At 69.3% G+C, this 13,820-nt stretch carries 15 protein-coding genes and 2 pseudogenes; 11 read left to right on the top strand and 6 right to left on the bottom strand.

The genetic code is table 11. The features are described from left to right. The 3 genes from ACF07S_RS23460 to ACF07S_RS23470 all read left to right on the top strand — a co-directional run. On the top strand, positions 1 to 396 hold a 396-nt coding region (locus ACF07S_RS23460; protein WP_391975015.1), incomplete at its 5' end, for a helicase-related protein. Positions 397 to 441: 45 nt separating this feature from the next. After that, positions 442 to 846, top strand: coding sequence for a CBS domain-containing protein (locus ACF07S_RS23465; protein WP_391965581.1), 405 nt, complete (start codon positions 442 to 444; stop codon positions 844 to 846). A 51-nt stretch (positions 847 to 897) separates the two neighbouring features. Then, positions 898 to 1,206 carry an SCO5918 family protein gene (locus ACF07S_RS23470; RefSeq protein ID WP_391965582.1) on the top strand — a complete coding sequence of 103 codons (309 nt, stop codon included), beginning with the start codon at positions 898 to 900 and terminating at the stop codon, positions 1,204 to 1,206. A 101-nt stretch (positions 1,207 to 1,307) separates the two neighbouring features. On the opposite strand, the gene ACF07S_RS23475 is transcribed toward ACF07S_RS23470, so the two are convergent. Beyond that, a complete protein-coding gene (locus ACF07S_RS23475; RefSeq protein ID WP_391965583.1) occupies positions 1,308 to 1,667 on the bottom strand; it encodes a hypothetical protein in 360 nt (119 codons plus the stop codon). Between the two features lie 49 nt (positions 1,668 to 1,716). Continuing rightward, positions 1,717 to 2,106 (bottom strand): annotated as a pseudogene (locus ACF07S_RS23480) (ATP-binding protein); the annotation flags it as partial. Between the two features lie 1,220 nt (positions 2,107 to 3,326). Here ACF07S_RS23480 and ACF07S_RS23485 point away from each other — a divergent pair. Together ACF07S_RS23485 and ACF07S_RS23490 are read left to right on the top strand one after the other, a co-directional pair. Beyond that, positions 3,327 to 3,665, top strand: coding sequence for a MerR family transcriptional regulator (locus ACF07S_RS23485; RefSeq protein ID WP_391965584.1), 339 nt, complete (start codon positions 3,327 to 3,329; stop codon positions 3,663 to 3,665). Between the two features lie 245 nt (positions 3,666 to 3,910). Beyond that, entirely contained in the window at positions 3,911 to 4,114 is a 204-nt protein-coding gene (locus tag ACF07S_RS23490; protein WP_031104458.1) for a cold-shock protein, read from the top strand. 142 nt (positions 4,115 to 4,256) lie between these two features. Here ACF07S_RS23490 and ACF07S_RS23495 read toward each other — a convergent pair whose 3' ends face one another. Continuing rightward, positions 4,257 to 4,847, bottom strand: a complete 591-nt coding sequence (locus tag ACF07S_RS23495) for a hypothetical protein (RefSeq protein WP_391975016.1) — start codon at positions 4,845 to 4,847, stop codon at positions 4,257 to 4,259. Positions 4,848 to 5,115: 268 nt separating this feature from the next. Between ACF07S_RS23495 and ACF07S_RS23500 the strand changes: the two genes are divergently transcribed. From ACF07S_RS23500 to ACF07S_RS23510, 3 genes are all read left to right on the top strand, one after another. Beyond that, positions 5,116 to 5,946 carry a hemolysin III family protein gene (locus ACF07S_RS23500; RefSeq protein ID WP_391975017.1) on the top strand — a complete coding sequence of 277 codons (831 nt, stop codon included), beginning with the start codon at positions 5,116 to 5,118 and terminating at the stop codon, positions 5,944 to 5,946. 311 nt (positions 5,947 to 6,257) lie between these two features. Further along, positions 6,258 to 6,614, top strand: a complete 357-nt coding sequence (locus ACF07S_RS23505) for a PRC-barrel domain-containing protein (RefSeq protein ID WP_059420885.1) — start codon at positions 6,258 to 6,260, stop codon at positions 6,612 to 6,614. A gap of 36 nt (positions 6,615 to 6,650) precedes the next feature. Then, on the top strand, positions 6,651 to 6,818 hold the full coding sequence (locus tag ACF07S_RS23510) for a hypothetical protein (protein ID WP_167551660.1): 168 nt from the start codon (positions 6,651 to 6,653) through the stop codon (positions 6,816 to 6,818). A 78-nt stretch (positions 6,819 to 6,896) separates the two neighbouring features. Here the strand turns inward: ACF07S_RS23510 and ACF07S_RS23515 are convergent, their stop codons facing one another. The 3 genes and pseudogenes from ACF07S_RS23515 to ACF07S_RS23525 all read right to left on the bottom strand — a co-directional run. Further along, positions 6,897 to 8,135, bottom strand: coding sequence for a PP2C family protein-serine/threonine phosphatase (locus ACF07S_RS23515; protein WP_391965791.1), 1,239 nt, complete (start codon positions 8,133 to 8,135; stop codon positions 6,897 to 6,899). Between the two features lie 1,354 nt (positions 8,136 to 9,489). Continuing rightward, complete coding sequence (locus tag ACF07S_RS23520; RefSeq protein WP_391965587.1) at positions 9,490 to 10,341, bottom strand: YihY/virulence factor BrkB family protein; 852 nt, start codon at positions 10,339 to 10,341, stop codon at positions 9,490 to 9,492. Positions 10,342 to 10,551: 210 nt separating this feature from the next. Next, a pseudogene (locus tag ACF07S_RS23525) lies at positions 10,552 to 10,944 on the bottom strand (DNA-directed RNA polymerase subunit alpha C-terminal domain-containing protein); the annotation flags it as partial. Between the two features lie 425 nt (positions 10,945 to 11,369). Here ACF07S_RS23525 and ACF07S_RS23530 point away from each other — a divergent pair. Genes ACF07S_RS23530 through pcaC form a run of 3 tightly spaced genes read left to right on the top strand, consistent with a single transcriptional unit; the run spans position 11,370 to position 13,797 of the window. Continuing rightward, entirely contained in the window at positions 11,370 to 12,059 is a 690-nt protein-coding gene (locus ACF07S_RS23530; protein WP_391965588.1) for a transposase, read from the top strand. Next, positions 12,011 to 12,466: a transposase gene (locus ACF07S_RS23535; protein WP_391965589.1), complete on the top strand. Its 456-nt coding sequence runs from the start codon at positions 12,011 to 12,013 to the stop codon at positions 12,464 to 12,466. Before ACF07S_RS23530 ends, ACF07S_RS23535 begins: the two co-directional genes overlap by 49 nt. A 32-nt stretch (positions 12,467 to 12,498) precedes the next feature. Continuing rightward, positions 12,499 to 13,797, top strand: coding sequence for a 4-carboxymuconolactone decarboxylase (gene pcaC, locus ACF07S_RS23540; RefSeq protein WP_391965590.1), 1,299 nt, complete (start codon positions 12,499 to 12,501; stop codon positions 13,795 to 13,797). Positions 13,798 to 13,820 lie beyond the last annotated feature (23 nt).

Genomic DNA, 13,820 nt, shown 5'->3' on the forward strand with positions numbered 1-13,820 from the left:
GTGGCGGCGCGCGGCATCCACGTCGACAACCTCGACCTCGTCGTCAACGTCGACCCGCCGACCGACCACAAGGACTACCTCCACCGCGGCGGCCGTACCGCCCGCGCCGGCGAGTCCGGCAGCGTCGTCACCCTGGTCACCCCGAACCAGCGCCGCAGCATGGACCGCCTCATGTCCGACGCCGGGATCCGGCCGCAGACCACCCAGATCCGCTCGGGCGACGAGGCCCTGAGCCGGATCACCGGCGCCCAGGCCCCGTCCGGCATCCCGGTCGTCATCACCGCACCGGTAGTCGAACGCCCCAAGCGCGGCACCACCTCCCGAGGCCGCCGCCGCCCCGCCTCGGCGACCCGGCGCGCGACCGTGCGCCAGTCTGTCGTCGGCGCGGTGGCCTAGAACTTGGTGATCAGGAATCTGGCCCATCTCTGCAGGAGGCACCTTTTGATGCTGGTTCCGATGCAGCCCCGCCCGGCGGACACCGATCCCGCGCACAGGACGGCGGTGGAGGTCATGGACGCGGCCGGACCGCAGGTGTGTGACGACATGAGCGTCGAGGTGGCGCTGGCCGTCATGGCCGCCGCACGCACGGGCCGGCTGGTCGTCTGCGACCAGGACGGCCAGTGCACCGGCCTGGTCACCTGGACCGAACTAGCCGCCGTCCGTGACGGCTCCGATTACACGGACCGTGTCCGCCTGCGCGACATCCTCGGCGACCACGGTTCGTTCGCCTCACCCGTGACCACGATGGCCGAAGCCGAGCACGCGATGCGCACCCGTCAGCTCGGTGCCCTGCCGGTGGTCGACGAGCAAGGCAGCGCCCTGGGCATCCTCGCCCTCTCCCGCTGAAACACCGTGCCCCTGGTCGGACCGCTCTTTTCCTTCTCTCTGTGAGGCCACATGCGCTGCGTCATCGCCCGCTTCCCCTTCGAGCTCACCAAGGGCGGCGTGCTGGAATCGATGAAGGGCATCAAGCCCGAACCGGTCACCGGCCAATCGGTGATCATCGGCCGCCGCCACTACCCCGTCAAGCAGGTCGGCCAGGTCGTCACGCGCCAGGACCGCCGTGACTTCAGCGCCGCCGAAGTCCTGCGGGCCATGGCTCAGCTCGGCTTCACCTGCCGCACCGTTCCCAAGACAGCGCCCCTGGGCATTCTCAGCCCGATGCAGCACGCCTCCGCGATGCTCGGCACCCCCGTCACGGTCTGACCGGGTAACCAGACACGAGCCGATACCAGACCAGCAGTGTGGGCCCGACCGGCGTACCGGTCGGGCCCACACTGCGTCCAGCCGGTTCCTGTCGCCGTCGCTCAGTGGTCGGAGTAGCTGAAGTCGCCCACGGTCCAGGCATTGACGTCCTCGATCGCAACCCGGTACATCCCGCCCGTCTCCGGGATCCCCACCGTGCCCTGCAGGATCCGGGCGACATGGAAGTGCAGATGCGTGGGCGGCCCGTCCCCGTTCAGGGGGGCGTCGAAGACGGCGGCGAACTCGCCCAAGCGGGCGGAATCCCTCAGCACACCCGACACCCTCTGCCTCCACACCGCTTCGGCAGCCAGCCGACCGGTGATGACAGCGCCACGGGTGACCACGGTCAGGGACATCTGGTTGCTCTGGCCGGACTCCACCAGGGCGGCGACGTCAACCAGCAGCTCGTCAGGCTTCGACATGCGTCGGACTATATTCGTCGGCCATTCGGCTGCTTGAGCGGTGACGCTGCCGGGCGATGAAGGCGCTCACGGTTTTGCCGCCGCAGGCCCGGCGGGTGACCGCCGTGGCGTGGGCGAGGTCGGTGACCATGGGCCAGCCGAAGCCGCCGGTGCCGCCGTGCAGGTCAGGGGTGCGCATCCGCGGCACATGCCGGCTGGGGTCGTGAACGGCGACCTCGATGGTGTCGGGGTGCGCAGTCAGTTCCAGTGTGCAGCGGCCCCCGCCGTGGCGCAGGGCGTTGGTGACGAGCTCGGACACGACCAAGACCACAGTGTCCGCCGCGTCAGGAGCAACGGCCGGCTGCTGCAAGCCTTCGAGGAAGGCCCGTGCCGTATCGCGTGCGTCGGCAATGGCTGTGGTGGAACGGACGGCTGCGGCGCTGGCCATCACCGTGATCATCAGGGTCACCCTGGTCTCTGGATCGTTCATGCCTCTGCCCGTGTGCCCCGCCCCTCCACCTGACAACCCCGCAGAGCCCCAGTGCTTGCCTGAAGGGGACGGAGGACCACCGTCGACGCATGACGGCACCTGCTGCCGTGAGCTTGTGTCTCCGCAGCCCGCGGACTGCTCGAGTCAGGGGCCGTGCCGGTTCGCCACCAGCTGCTCGATCATCCCGGGATCGTCGAGGGCGGCGCAGGGCCTCCTGCCACGCTCGTCCACGGCCGACCTGGGGGCGTCACGGCTGGAAACGTCCGTGCCGGTCGGTGGGGTTCTTCACGAGACGCAGCGTTGGCCGGTGCCCGCCGACGATAGCCGCAGCGCGGCGACGTCCCGCCCAGGCCGACATGCCACGCGGTGGTGGGTCACTGCGAGCGCCGGACAGAGCCTCGCAGCTGCTTGAACCATCCATGGACCGGTCGAGGCAGACTGGCCGAGGCGGAGTACCTCATCTTCTAGCACGCGGAAATCTATGCCCGCTGGAGTAGACATTGGCCGGCGGTGTGGTTAAGGTTTCTGTCGTAGCCGAGATCAAGAGAGGCCCGGCAGACATGAACTGCCAGGCAACGGTACGCAGTTGCAGTTCGCAGGGCGGTGCGGTGGTGGAGTTCCGAAGCCAGAGCGGTTGCAGGACGGCGACGGGACTGACGACCGGACCGGGTGGCCCGCAGTGATCAGGGGCCGCCGTGAGGCAGTACTGCAGTGGCAGTACCAGTAAGTGAAGGTTCGCAGTACCCAGCAGTGAAGTCAGTGAGCAGAACCTCGGTGAAGGCGTCGGCTGCGGGCGCGCGCACCGGGAGGTTCGGCAGTGGGGTTCCAAGCCAGAGCAGACGCAGGACGGGCGACGGGGCTGGCTGCCGAAGAGTGGCGCTGTTCGAGGCCACCAGCAGTGCGCAGTTTCCGTCAGTGAGTAGTTGATCAAGAGGGAAGAACGGAGGAGCCGAGCGCCATCAGGATCGCCCGGGTGGAAGTCTTGGACCCGGGTACCGCAGGACATCGATAGTGAGGTGGTCTCCGGTCGAGCAACCGCGATCCCCGCGCCCCCGACAGCGTCTCGGTCGGGTCTGCGGAAACAGAGGCCCGGTGCAGTATCAGGGCTGGCAGATGGTGTAGTAGTTCCTTCGGGGCCCTGGCGGCAGTACGGCGCCAGGGCCCCTCCACGCGTTCCACAGAGAGGTGCAATGACAGCAGACGACACGTTCGGCCGTCTCGATGACGACGACTACCCCGCCTACACCATGGGCCGGGCCGCCGAACTGCTCGGCACCACACAGGGCTTTCTGCGCGCCATCGGCGAACACCGCCTCATCACCCCACTCCGCTCCGCAGGCGGCCACCGCCGCTACTCCCGCTACCAGCTGCGCGTTGCCGCCCGCGCCCGGGAACTCGTCGACAACGGCACCCCCATCGAGGCCGCCTGCCGGATCGTCATCCTCGAAGACCAGCTCGAGGAAGCCCAGCGCCTCAACGCCGAATACCGCCGCGCCGCCGAATCAGCGAACCCAACGGCAGCAGCATGAGATGAGCCGTGCCCGTCAGGTTCGGCGGGCACCGCACGCACAATCTCGGTGTACGGCGTGATCATTTCCTATGGTGACGCGGTGTGTGGGCGTGTAGCGTCTGCGTCAGCTGTCGTGGTTCGGAATTCCCTCTTGCCCACGCCTTCGGTGTGGGCGTTTTGCTGTGCTGTGCCGCAGGGACCAGGGCGATCACCTCCGTCTGCCACATCGAGTGGGAGGCGTTCATCGACTGGAAGGCATGAGACATGGCAACGGGAACTGTGAAGTGGTTCAACGCGGAGAAAGGCTTCGGCTTCATCGCCCAGGACGGCGGCGGCCCGGATGTCTTCGCGCACTACTCCGCGATCAACTCCACGGGCTTTCGTGAGCTCCAGGAGGGCCAGGCCGTGACGTTCGACGTCACCCAGGGCCAGAAGGGTCCGCAGGCCGAGAACATCAACGTGGCCTGACCTCGCAGACCTGTCCGCGGGATCGCGCACGCCGCGTCCAGGTGGCCGCCGCCTCTGCGGGCCCTGCCACCCACCTGGACGAAGGCGCCTCCTCTCGTGCCGGGCCGGGGCCGGTGCGACTTCGGCCCGAAGCTTCATGACCTCAGTCGCTGCAAGCGTCGTCGGGCACGGGAGCCGCATGTCCTGCGCGGCTGCCGTCCAGCTCGAAGGAGCCGACGCTCAGACGCTCGTACAGGCATCGAGGAAGGCCTTCTGCCCAGCCGGGATCGTCCGACCTGCGATCTGCGTGCAGGACGCGCCAGGCGGTGAGCTCGATATCTCGGAGCCACAGTTCTCCGATGACCTGTGTCTTGAGGTCGGGCAGATGGTCGGACTCGACGAGGGCCTGACCGATCACCTCCCCGGCCGCGACGCGCTGGGGCAGGGTCATCTCATCGACGGCCGAGAGGACCTGCCGGGCCAGGGCGGTTCCTTCTCCTGCCAGCGAACGCAGCACCGGAGCCTTGATGTTGAGGGGCAGCAGGTACGCGGTGCCGGACGACCTCCACAGGTCCGACCAGAAGCGTTCTCCTGCCTTGGTGGGGGCACGCAGCGCGGCCAGCAGCCCGAGGAGATGGCCGGTGGCCGCATAGCCATCGGAGTGGGCGGCTGCGACCATCGCAATCCCGGCGACGCGCTCCACATCGAGCTGGCCGGCTTCGAGATGCGGAGCCAGGTCCAGTTGGTGTTCCAACTGGTCTGCGGGGGCGGTGGATACGTGGGGGCGGACCTCAGGAAGCATCGGCGATCTTGCGCGTAGGCGAGCGGAGATGCCCGTTTGGAAGCCCTGATCGTTCCCATGACCAGCCGTTCTGCTCGGCTTCGGCAAGCCCAATTGGCGGTAGCGCCAACGGGGGCTGGAGCTCACACGGTGGCGAACCGGCCCGCGCCCGGCGACGTGGCTCTGGGGTTCTGGACCACCACCCGTCATGTATCCGCGTGAGGTTTCCTAGCATGACCGCATGGTTGCCAGTAACACCCAGGAGCCCGGGGGAGGACGAGAAGCTGTGTCCCGCGACGCCGCTGAAGTCGTATGTGATCACGTCGTGTCAGCGCCTGCAGAGCGCCGTGCAGGCGGGCTACCCGACCGATCACCGGGCGACCATGCGGGGGAGGGGGCTCACTCGGTCGCTGCTCTGGTGGAGCGGGTGGCCGACCTGGCCGAACCGATCAAGCCGAGGTTGCGTGGCTGGCTCCATGCCGGAATGGTCCCCGCCGCACTGATCGCAGGCGTCGTGCTCATCTGCCTGGCCCGTACTCCACAGGCGGTCTTTGCCTGCGCCGTGTACTCGGTTACCGCCTGGCTGCTGTTCGCGACCAGCGCCATCTACCACCGAGGCACCTGGGGACCGCTCGGCGAGGCTCTTCTGCGACGCCTCGACCACGCCAACATCTTCCTGATCATCGCCGGCACCTGCACTCCCCTGGCCGTGCTCCTCCTCCCGCCGGACCAGCGGTCCGTGCTGCTGTGGATCGTCTGGACAGGAGCGTTGGCCGGCGTCGCGTTCCGGGTCCTGTGGGTCGGAGCCCCGCGCTGGCTGTACACCCCGTGCTACCTGGCGCTGGGGTGGGCACCGGTCAGCTACCTGCCCGACTTCCTGCACACCGGCGGAGCCGCCGTAGTGGTCCTGATCGTTGTCGGCGGTCTCTTCTACAGCGCGGGCGCGGTGGTCTACGCCCTCCAGCGGCCCGACCCCGTACCCCGCTGGTTCGGCTTCCACGAGGTCTTCCATGCGCTGACCGTGGTGGCCTTCACCGCGCACTACACCGCCATCTCCCTCGCCACCTACTGACCCCGCGACAGTGTTCCGGTACGCCGCTCATCGCCCACGTCGCCGCGTGCTGGACCGCGGCGGGCCGGGCGGTCGCCGAGGCATCGCCCCGCGCGTGAAAGTCGAGGCGGAAGACATCAGGGGGATGGTTCGCTGTGGCGCGTCACGCGTACGCCGGTGGAGGGGCCAGGGATACGAGGTCGTACGCGCCGCCGTCCGCCCTGAAAGTTGGCTGCTGTCCAGGGTGTGATGCTCCGTAGGCAGGTAAGGAGGGAGGAGCGAGAGAAAGACGACAGCGGTCTTCAGCTGACCTGAGACAGAGAGGGCTCTCCGTGTTCGAGGCGGAAGACATCAGGGAATGGCGAGGCCGCGACGTGGTCGACCACGAGCGGCACAAGATCGGCGTCCTGGAGGCGGTCTATGTCGACACGGCCACAGACCAGCCCGCGTTCGCGACGGTGACGGTCGGCCTGCCGACCCGGCACCGGCTCGTGTTCGTCCCCCTGGGCGACGCGACGGTCGGTCCCGGTTATCTGAAGGTCGCCTACGACAAGAAGCAGGTCAAGGAAGCGCCCTCGATCGGCACGGACGGCGAACTGCTCGCGGAGGACGAGAAGACAGTCTTCGCGCACTACGAGCTCGCCTACCGAACGGGTGCGGGCGGTGAACGTCGCCTCGCCCGCCGCTGATGCCCTCACCCACGTCCCCACCATGAGGTGACACCAATGGCTCTCTTCCTCCTGCTGCTCATTGTGGCCATCGTGCTCGGCATCATCGGTGTGGTGGCCAAGGGCCTGTTCTACCTGTTGGTCATCGGCGTGGTGGTTCTGGTCGCCGACCTCGTCCTCCTCGGCCTACGCCTGGGCCGCCGCCGCAGGCGCCTCCCCAGGTGACGCGGTCAGCCGGGCAAGCGCCCCACGGGCCGCCCGTCCGGGGACCGGACGCAGCGGGGGGTCGGAGCAGTCGTCGAGTCATCGCCCAGGAGTGGTCCGCCCCGTCCGCGACGGGGCGGAGGCGTCGGAGAGGTCGGCGCCGGTGTCGGCGTCCCGCTCGGAGTGGCCGACGCCGTGCCAGTCCAGGCACATGACGGTCGCGTCGTCCTGCAGGTGGCCGTGGTTGGCGTCGACTATCGCCGCGATGAGGGTGCGGGCGGCCTCGCGGGGATGCAGCGCGCGGGTGCGCACGATCAGGTCGGACAGATCGAGACTGTTGGCGTTGCGCTCCAGCATGCCGTCGGTCAGCATCACCAGCCGGTCGCCCGGCTGCAGGTCCAGCGACTGGACCCGGTAGGTGTGGGGGACCTGGAAGCCGAACGGCATATCGATCTTCGGAGTGATCTCCCGCACCTGGCCGTTCCGCATGCGCAGCGGCCAGGGGTGGCCGGCGTTGATGAACTGGGTCCTGCCGTCGGTCAGGCTGATGCGCAGGAGCTGGCCGGTGACGTAGCTCTGGCGGCCGTGTTCACGCATGGCCTGGTCGGCCTGTCGGGCCTGTTCGGCGAGGTCGGCGCCGGCCCGCCGCGCCCGGCGAAGGGCGCCCACCAGGAGGGTGGCCAGCAGCGCGGCGTCGACATCGTGACCCATGGCGTCGGTGACGGAGAGCTGGACCGTGTCCCGGTCGATCACGTAGTCGAAGGTGTCGCCCCCGACGTGGTCGGCGGGCTCCAGTGCCCCGGCCACCGCGAACTGCGCGGCCTCGCACGCCAGCGACGCCGGGAGCAGACGGTGCTGGATTTCCGCAGCGAGGCTCAGCGGGCTGGTGCGGCGTCCCCACTGGTACACGTCGGTGTAGGACCGGTTGGCGATGACGATGTATGCCAGGGCGTGCGCGGTCTCGCCGATCTCACGCATCACCTCCGCGTCCGGCGCCGCGGGCAGGAAGAGTTCGAGGAGCCCGATGGCGTCCCCGCGGTTCGTCACCGGGGCGACGATCCGCACCAGCGCGCCCTCGCCCTTGTCCTCCACGCGCGGCCGCTGGGTGCGGATCACGTCGTCGTACAGGGTGCCTCGCAGCGTGATGCGCCGGGCGGGTTCATCGGTATCGATGCTGCCCGCCGCCCCCAGCCGTACGACCGAGCCACCGGTGAAGTCGGTGATGAGGAACGACACCGACGCGGCCCCGAGGCGCTCCTTGAGCATGCCCGCGACCACGTCGAGCGACTCCACAGGCGCCGCGGACTCCGCTGCGGCCAGCGTCTCCGCCAGGGTTATCTCCCTGCCCCGGCCACCCCCGTTCGCGGGAGTACGAGTGGTGTGCCCACCGTCCCCGTCAGGCCCGCGCACGGTCACGGTGACTCCTCGCTGCTCGCTGCTGCTCAGGGCTTCGGCCCGGGGATGCGAGGGGCTGCGCCAAGCCCGGTGCCCGGTAGATGTTATTGCACCACAGAGCCTTTGAACGGATGAACGTGTCGGCCGGCTGTTCGTCGAACGGCCTGGCCACCGTCGCCGTGTGGAACGCCTGGACCTCGTAGTCATCCGGCCTACCAGAGTTCATGCCACGCTGGCACCGGAGACGACAAACAGTAGTGGGGCCCCGAGCTGTACGCCGTTCGGGCGCCCACCGTTCGACGTCTCCCAGGGCCAGAAGGGCCCGCAGGTCGAGAACATCAACCCGGCCTGACCTCGCAGCCTTGCCCGAGGGATAGTGCACGCCGTGTCCGGTGACTGCCGCGGCCCGTGCCAGCCGTCCTTTCGGCCGAACAAGGGGATGATCTTGTGCCGGGCGCCGACAGGACCTGTGGCGCACAGGAGTAGGGCCGACCAGCAATGGCTGCGCGGCCCTGCTCCGTTGAGGTGCGTGCGTCCGGGGCGGCCCACCTCGGACGGTACCTTCCTGTACTCGGTCACATCAGGCGTTGTCCCGGGCTCGGCCGCCTCACCGTACCTGTCGCAGTTCATCGGCGACCAGAGTTGCTCGCAAGGTGCTGCAACACCGAACCGGAGGAGTAGGGGTACGAGGCCGGGGTGCGCGCCACGTGCCGACTCGGGCGCCGCATGCCCTGCGCGGATGCCTGGAGGAGCAGTCGTTCAGGCGCTGGTCCAGGCGTCGAGGAGGCTTTCCGCCCAGTCGAATCGTCCGACCTGCGGTCTGCGTGCAGGACGTGCCAGGCGGTGAGCTCGAGATCTCGGAGCCGCAGTTCGGCCGATGACCTGTGTCTTGAGGCCGGGCAGATGGTCGGATTCGGCGAGGCCCCGAATCCGCCGCCCCGGATGCCCGATGGGTGGTCTGACTCGACAGGGCCTGAGTGAGTGGACGCCCGCCCGGGCTCCGCGCCGGACCCGCACCCCGAACAGGAGGGGCACCGGTGGTGGCGCGTGATGTGCCTGCACGACGCCGACTGCTTTTCCATGCCCGGCTACCAACCTGGCATCGCCGCGCTCGCGGCCGGCCTGTGGTCTCCCCTCGCCACCCTGGCCCGTGATCGCGCTGACCTTGTGCGGTGCCCTGCCGGTCCAGGCGGCGGACGGCGCGCCGCGCGAGGTCAGAGGCCGCCACTGCCCACGGGGCCGCGGCGAACCGGCCCCAAGGGTACGGGCGGTCAGCCGCAGGTACGGGAAGACCGGCTCATTCCCCGTTCGCAGGCTTCGTCAGCTCTGCGTTGAACTGAGCGCCGATCAGGAGGGACAGGTTGGAGAGCCACAGCCAGACCAGGAACACCACGACGCCTGCCAGTGAACCGTACAGACGGTCGTAGGTGCTGACCAGGGAGGTGTAGACGGCGAATCCGAGTGAGACGGTCAGCAGGAGCGCCACCGCCAGTGTGCCGCCGGGCGCCATCCTCCGAACAGGGCGGGAGGATGCCGGTCCTGACCGGTACAGGACGAGCACCAAGGCGACGGCGACCGCGGCCACGACTGGCCACCGCAGCGTGTCCCAGGTGGCCTGGGGCCCGGTACCCAGACTCAGAGCCTGCCCCAGACGCCGGGCCAGGCCGCCGGTGAGCAACAACGCGAGGGTCGACGTCAGAAGCAGGGAGCTCAGGACGAGTGCCGTGGCGATGATGCGCGGAGCGGTACGCCAGACCGGCCGGTCCGCGCTGATCCGATGCATGGAGTACAACGCCCGGCGGAAGACGCTCAGATAACTGCATCCCGACCACAGGGCCCCCGCCCCTCCGACGAAGATCAGCGTCCATGCCGCCGTCGGCTGTGCGGCCATCTGCCGCAGGGTGCTGCGCAGCAGCGCGCGGGACTCGGCCGGGGCCGCCTGCGTCATGCGGTCAATGACCTCCGGCTTGGCCGTGGGCATGGTCAGACCCAGGATCGAGAGGATCACCAGCAGCAACGGGAACAGGGCCAGAACCGCATAGTAGGTCAGCGCAGCGGCCCAGTCCGTGACGTCGTCGTTCCAGACGGCCATCGGCGTCCGGCGCAACGCCACCCACCACCGAGCCGTGTGACCGTCTGCATCATCCATGACGCGGATGCTCTCACTCTTCGTCCGCGGGCCACCATCCAGCACTGCGGTGCGACAGAACCCGGCACGCGTGCCGGGGTTACCCGACGTGCTTGGGAAGGCGGGACGGTCGCGGGCGTCACGGCCCCTTGGCACCGCGCGGTGAACAGAGCGTGGGGATTCTCCTGTCCCTGTGCGCGAGGTGTCTCTATGACCGGCGCGGCGCAGCGTTCAGTATTGCCCTGTCTCCACGAAACCCCCGTCCGAGTCGTCGTCCGCACCGAGTGCGGCGGCGGTCGGGTTGAATCCGGGCGGGCTGTCCTTGAGGCCCAGGCCGGCCAGCTTCGCCTTGACCTCGTCGATGGACTTCGCACCGAAGTTACGGATGTCCATGAGGTCGGCCTCGGAGCGCGCCAGGAGCTCACCCACGGAGTGGACGCCCTCACGCTTGAGGCAGTTGTACGACCGGACGGTGAGCTCGAGCTCCTCGATCGGCAGGGCGAGATCAGCGGCGAGGGCGGCGTCCGTGGGGGACGGGCCCATGTCGATGCCCTCGGCGTCGATGTTGAGCTCACGGGCCAGACCGAACAGCTCGACCAGGGTCTTACCGGCCGACGCCATGGCCATCGGGGTGCTGATCACGGAGTAGGAACCGCAGCCGGTGAGGTCACCACCTCCTTGCTTGACATCTCCCCGTCAATACCGGTCAGGAGGGGACGAATGTCAACGCCTTGTCAACCCGGGCAATCAAGTTGAGCATCGATTCGGCCGAAGCCATCCGGCCACGATCGAGTCATGCCGCTGTACCGGGATCGATGGGACGGTTGTGCAGTGCCATCCCGGACGGGGTCTGACTCCTGAGATCTTTGACCGAAGTGTCCAGTCACGGACCTGTCGACTGTCGTCGCGGGATGCTGCCTGCCACCGAGCCACAGGGCGTGTCCCCATAGGGGCCTTGCCACGATCAGGCGCCATCACGGTTCAGACCGCCCGAGCAGGCCGGTGCCATCCACCCAGCCGGCACGTCACCACGTGGGAGGCGAACCAGCATGAAGACCCGACAGAGCAGCACCTCCTCCAGCACGGATCCTCTCGTTCGGCGCGAGGTCGTGCTGGGCGTGGACACGCACGGCGAGGTGCATGTCGCCGCCGTGATCTCCCCGCTCGGGAAGGTCCTGGGAACCGAGTCCTTTCCCGCGACGGCGGCCGGCTACCGACAGCTGCTCGTCTGGGCCCGCAAGCGGGGGACGGTGCGCCGGGCCGGCGTGGAGGGCACGGGCACCTTCGGCGCGGGCTTGTCCCGCTACCTGCTGGCTCAGCAGATCCAGGTGTACGAGGTGAACCGGCCCGACCGATCGGCCCGCCGGCTGCTCGGGAAGTCGGACCCGCTCGATGCGCAGGCCGCCGCGCGAGCTGTGCTCAGCGGTCGCGGCCGGGCCCGGGCCAAGTCCGGCGACGGCCCGGTGCACGGTGCCCGGATGTACAAGCTGGCCAAGGATTCCGCGGTCAAGGCCCGCACCCAGGCGATCAACCAGCTCAAGGCCGTCCTGGTCATCGCCGACCCCGCCCTGCGGGAACGAATGTCGAGCCTGGGCAATGCCGAGTTGTTCCGCACCTGCGCGCGCCTCGGCCCACCCGACGGTGGGGGCGATGAGGACGCGGTGACCCAGGCCACCCACATACATTGCGCATGCTCGCCGAGCGCATCGAACAGCTCACCGCGCAGATCAATGAGCTGAACCAACGCCTGACCCGGCTCGTCGAACTCCACGCCCCGCAGCTGCTCGTGCCGGTGGGCATCGGTCCGGACAGCGCCGTCACTCTCCTGATCACCATGGGAGACAACCCCGAGCGGCTGAACAGCGAGGCGTCCTTTGCTGCCCTTTGCGGAGTCAGCCCCATCGAGTACTCGTCGGGGCGGCGGCGCACACGTCGGCTCAACTACGGCGGCGACCGCCAGGCGAACGCCGCCCTGCACCGCATCGTCTTCACCCGGCTGCGCCACGACCCGCGCACCCAGGCGTACTACGAACGCCGCACCCAGGAGGGCAAGACCCGGCGTGAGATCATCCGATGCCTCAAGCGATATGCCGCCCGCGAGGTCTTTAACCTGGTCAGACCGGTTTCCCGTACCCCCGCGTTATAGGGGCGTCTGTGAGACGTGAGAGGGTCTGGGGCGTGAGTGAGACACCGCCGAACACCCTGCAATACCGCTTTGACGGGCCAGAAGAGGCCCCGGTCCTGATCCTGGGTCCCTCACTGGGTACCACATGGCACATGTGGGACCGGCAGGTTCCCGAACTGACGAAGCAGTGGCGCGTCTTCCGGTTCGATCTGCCGGGACACGGAGGAGCCCTCGCCCGCCCCGCGGGCTCGGTCGCCGACCTCGCCACACGGCTGCTCACCACCCTGGAGGGCCTCGGGGTGCAGCGCTTCGGGTACGCGGGCTGCGCGCTCGGCGGCGCCGTCGGCATCGAGCTGGCCCTGCGCCACCCCGAGCGCCTGGCCTCCCTCGCGCTGATCGCCGCCTCGCCCCGCTTCGGCACGGCGGACGAGTTCCGCCAGCGCGGCGTGATCGTGCGGACCAACGGGCTCGACCCCATCGCCCGTTCCGCTCCCGAGCGCTGGTTCACCGGCGGTTTCGCCGCCGCCCAGCCCGCGATCACCGAGTGGGCCGTGCAGATGGTGCGCACCACCGACCCCGGCTGCTACATCGCCGCCTGCGAGGCGCTCGCCTCGTTCGACGTACGCGCCGGACTCGGCAGCGTCGGCGTGCCGACCCTGGTGCTCGTCGGCTCCGAGGACCAGGTCACCGGGCCCGCCGAGGCGCGCACCCTGGTCGCCGGGATCCCGGACGCCCGGCTCGCCGTCGTACCGGGCGCCTCGCACCTGGTGCCGGTGGAGCAGCCCGCCGCCGTCACCGACCTGCTGGTGCGGCACTTCTCCACCGCCTGGCAGCCCGCCTTCGACACCGCCACCGGCCACATCGCGCTGCCCGCCGCGGCGGTGAAGCCGGTACCGGCCGCCGCCCCGCCGCAGCAGGTCCCCGTCGCCGAGATCGCCCCGCCCGCCGCACCGCAGCAGCCACAGGGCGGACCGGACGCGTACGACGTCGGGCTCAAGGTCCGCCGGGAGGTGCTGGGCGACGCGCACGTCGACGGGGTGCTGGCCGGGACCGACGAGTTCTCGGGCGACTTCCAGGAGCTCGTCACCCGCTACTCCTGGGGCGAGGTCTGGGCCCGTCCCGGACTCGACCGGCGCACCCGCAGCTGCGTCACCCTCACCGCCCTCGTCGCCGGCGGTCACATGGAGGAACTCGCCTTCCACACCCGGGCCGCCCTGCGCAACGGGCTCACCCCGGACGAGATCAAGGAGGTGCTGCTCCAGACCGCCGTCTACTGCGGCGTCCCCGCGGCGAACCGCGCGTTCCGGGTGGCCCAGCAGGTCGTGCGCGAGGAGACCACGCCCCAGGAGTGAGCCGGGGGGCGTCCCGCGCGCCG

Origin of the sequence: Streptomyces sp. NPDC016640 (assembly GCF_043076215.1) — a bacterium.
Lineage (GTDB): Bacteria > Actinomycetota > Actinomycetes > Streptomycetales > Streptomycetaceae > Streptomyces.